This window comes from Variovorax sp. 20P10.2.4 (assembly GCF_058244205.1).
The window spans coordinates 1-3,063 of record NZ_JBZAYE010000779.1; the positions used below are offsets into that span (position 1 = coordinate 1).

At 70.6% G+C, this 3,063-nt stretch carries 5 protein-coding genes and 1 riboswitch; of the genes, 4 read left to right on the forward strand and 1 reads right to left on the reverse strand.

Annotation, left to right across the window (positions count from 1 at the left end; translation table 11 throughout):
* The 4 genes from AC27VN_RS37360 to arsC form a co-directional block, all read left to right on the forward strand.
* Positions 1 to 448, forward strand: a 448-nt coding sequence (locus tag AC27VN_RS37360; protein WP_490879912.1) for a DNA glycosylase AlkZ-like family protein, incomplete at its 5' end; no start/stop codon positions are given.
* Between the two features lie 105 nt (positions 449 to 553).
* Positions 554 to 725: riboswitch (FMN riboswitch) on the forward strand.
* Positions 726 to 824: 99 nt separating this feature from the next.
* Positions 825 to 1,337, forward strand: a complete 513-nt coding sequence (locus tag AC27VN_RS37365; protein WP_490879913.1) for a 6,7-dimethyl-8-ribityllumazine synthase — start codon at positions 825 to 827, stop codon at positions 1,335 to 1,337.
* 24 nt (positions 1,338 to 1,361) lie between these two features.
* A complete protein-coding gene (locus AC27VN_RS37370; protein WP_490879914.1) occupies positions 1,362 to 2,069 on the forward strand; it encodes a glutathione S-transferase family protein in 708 nt (235 codons plus the stop codon).
* Positions 2,070 to 2,103: 34 nt separating this feature from the next.
* Positions 2,104 to 2,487: an arsenate reductase (glutaredoxin) gene (gene arsC / locus AC27VN_RS37375; RefSeq protein ID WP_208509690.1), complete on the forward strand. Its 384-nt coding sequence runs from the start codon at positions 2,104 to 2,106 to the stop codon at positions 2,485 to 2,487.
* Here arsC and AC27VN_RS37380 read toward each other — a convergent pair.
* On the reverse strand, positions 2,484 to 3,063 hold a 580-nt coding region (locus tag AC27VN_RS37380), incomplete at its 5' end, for an ATP-binding cassette domain-containing protein (RefSeq protein ID WP_490879915.1). The two genes, arsC and AC27VN_RS37380, sit on opposite strands and share 4 nt — an antisense overlap.

Below are 3,063 nucleotides of genomic sequence, written 5' to 3' on the forward strand. Positions count from 1 at the left end.
CTACGGCGCGCCGCACCTGGCGGCCCAGACCCAGGCCGCGCTGCGCCTTGCGCGCGAGGAGCTCCCGAGCCTGCGCATCGACGGCACCACCTGGTACTGGCCGGCCGACGAGAACCCGGCCTCGCGCCGCCATGCACCCGACGACGCGGTGCGCCTGCTCGCGCCCTTCGACCCCGTGGTGTGGGACCGCCGCCGCTTCGAGCTGCTCTGGGGCTGGACCTACAAGTTCGAGGCCTACACGCCCGCGCCGCAGCGCCAGTTCGGCTACTACGCGCTGCCGCTGCTGTGGCACGACCGCGTGATCGGCTGGGCCAACGTGAGCGCACCCGAGGGACGGCCCCAGCCCGCCTTCGGCTACGTCGAGGGCCGCAAGCCGCACGGCGCGGCCTTCCGCGCGGCGCTCGACGACGAGCTCGGGCGCATGGCCGAGTTCCTCGCGGCGCGCTGAGTCGGCCGCGGGCCACCCCCGGCGGCCTGGGGTCTTGGCCCGTGCGCGACAGGGCCGGGCGCGGCGCCTGCCTAGAATCGCCCTCGCCCCGGTGCGAGCCGGGGCAAGCGTTCTCAGGGCGGGGTGCAATTCCCCACCGGCGGTGATGGCGGCGTTCTTCGAACAGAAGGCGCCGCATGAGCCCGCGAGCGCCCGTGGCTTGCAACGAGCCGCGGGGTCAGCAGACCCGGTGCGATCCCGGGGCCGACGGTCACAGTCCGGATGAAAGAGAGCGCGAAATGCGGGCCGGCCCGCGCGCTCCTGCCATGGAGCGTGCGGTCTGCTCCGTGGTTTCGTGCGCCCTGATTCAGGAAACCTGCTTTTGAAGAGGCACACCATGAGTCAGATCAACGACCTTCCCCTTTCCGCCATCGCCGCGACGGACGCGCCGCGCGGCCAGCGCATCGCCTTCGTCGAGGCGCAGTGGCATTCCGACATCGTCCACCAGGCGCGCGACGCCTTCCTCGAGGAGATGGAGCGCCTGGGCGTGCCGCGCGATCGCATCGACGTCTTCGACGTGCCCGGTGCCTTCGAGATCCCGCTGCATGCCAAGCGGCTCGCGCTGTCGGGCCACTACGCCGGCATCGTGGCCTGCGCGCTGGTGGTGGACGGCGGCATCTACCGCCATGAGTTCGTGGCCAGCACGGTGGTCAGCACGCTGATGTCGCTGCAGCTCGAGACCAACGTGCCGATCTTCTCGGCCGTGCTCACGCCGCACCACTTCCACGAGCACGTGGAGCACCGCAAGTACTTCCACCGCCATTTCGCGGTCAAGGGCTCCGAGGTGGCCGAGGCCTGCGTCAAGACGCTGAAAGGTCTGCAAGAGGTCGAAACGCTGCTGGCGGCCTGAACGCGGGCGCGCTAGTCTGGGTGGATGGCTTCCTCGTCATCCCCCACCACCCCACCTTCCGCCGCGCCCGGTCGCTACACGCTCTACGGCGCGCCCGGCTCGGGCGCCACGCCCGTGCATGCGGCGCTCACGCTGATCGGTCTCGGCGACCAGGTCGACACGGTCGACATCGCGACCTGGGAAGGCGATGCTGAGCGTGACCGCATCGCCAACCTCAACCCGATGCGCCAGGTGCCGGCGCTGGTGCTGCCCTCGGGCGAGCTGATGACCGAGAGCGCGGCGATCCTGCTCTGGCTTGGCGACCGCCATCCCGAGGCCGGCCTCTGCCCCGCGCCCGGCGATGCGCTGCGCGCGCGTTACCTGCGCTGGATGGTCTACCTGCCGGCCGCGATCTATTCGATGTTCTGGGTGCGCGACGATCCCGCGCGGCTGGTGCCCGACAAGGCGGCGCAGCCCGCGATGCTCGAGCGCTCGGCCGAGCGCGTGGCCCATTGCTGGCACCTGATGGACACGCAGATCGACCCGCCCTCGCCCTACCTGCTCGGCGAGCGCATCGGCATGCTCGACCTCTACGTGACCGTGATGTCGCGCTGGACACCCTGCCGCGAACGCTTCTACCGCGAGGCGCCGCGCATGGCCGAGGTGGTGAAGCGCGTCGACGCCGAGCCGCGGCTGGCCGCGTTCTGGGCCGAGCGCTTTCCGTTCACGCCGGGCTGGGAACGTGGCGGGTGATGCCCGTCGGGCCGCGGCTTCCGATAATCGCGCCATGACCCGCAAAGAAGCCACCACCGACTACCCGATGACGATCTACCACAAGCCCAACTGCAGCACCTCGCGCAACGTGCTGTCGTTGATCCGCGAAAGCGGCGTGGAGCCCGAGATCGTCGAGTACCTGAAGACGCCGCCGTCGAAGAAGAAGCTGCGCGAGCTCGCCGACGCGATGGGCCTGAAGGCGCGCGAACTGCTGCGCACCAAGGAAGAACCGTACGCCACGCTGAAGCTCGACGACCCGACGTGGAGCGACGACCAGATCCTCGGCTTCATCGTCGAGCACCCGATCCTGCTGCAGCGCCCGATCGTGGTGTCGCCGCGTGGCACGCTGATGTGCCGGCCCTGGGAACGGGTGCGCGAGATTCTTCCTGCCGCCTAAGGGCTGTCGGATTCGCGCAGTGTCCAGCCGTTGTCGCTGGACGCCAGGCGATGGGTCGGCGCGAGCGCGTCGAGGAAGCGCGCATCGTGCGAGGCCACGACGAGCACGCCCGGAAAGCCTTTGAGCGCCTGCTCGAGCGCGAGCACCGAGGCGATGTCGAGATGGTTCGTGGGCTCGTCGAGCAGCAGCATCTCGGCCGGCTCGCCGCTCCACAGCGCGCAGGCCAGCGCGGCCTTGAGTCGCTCGCCGCCGCTCAGTTGCGCGAGCGGCCGCAGCACTTCGGCCGCACCGAGCCCCAGCAGTGCGAGCCGGGTGCGCAACTCGCCTTCGGGCAGCGGCGAATGCAGCGCATCGAGCTGCTGCAACAACGACCGATCGGGCGGCATCGCGGCACCGCCAGCCTGATCGAGCCATGCCGGGCGCAGCGGTGCTTCGCAACGCCCGGCGATCGGTGCCTGCTGTCCCGCGAGCATGCGCAGCAGGCTGGTCTTGCCGCAGCCATTGGGGCCGCCGATGCCGATGCGCACGGGGCCCTGCAGGCACAGGTCCAGCGGCTTCGCGCCGGCCGGCTGTGCG

Bases quoted from the DNA above. Each gene is read 5' to 3' on its own strand.
- AC27VN_RS37365 (WP_490879913.1), top strand. From the start codon at position 825: ATGAGTCAGATCAACGACCTTCCCCTTTCCGCCATCGCCGCGACGGAC.
- AC27VN_RS37370 (WP_490879914.1), top strand. From the start codon at position 1,362: ATGGCTTCCTCGTCATCCCCCACCACCCCACCTTCCGCCGCGCCCGGT.
- arsC (WP_208509690.1), top strand. From the start codon at position 2,104: ATGACCCGCAAAGAAGCCACCACCGACTACCCGATGACGATCTACCAC.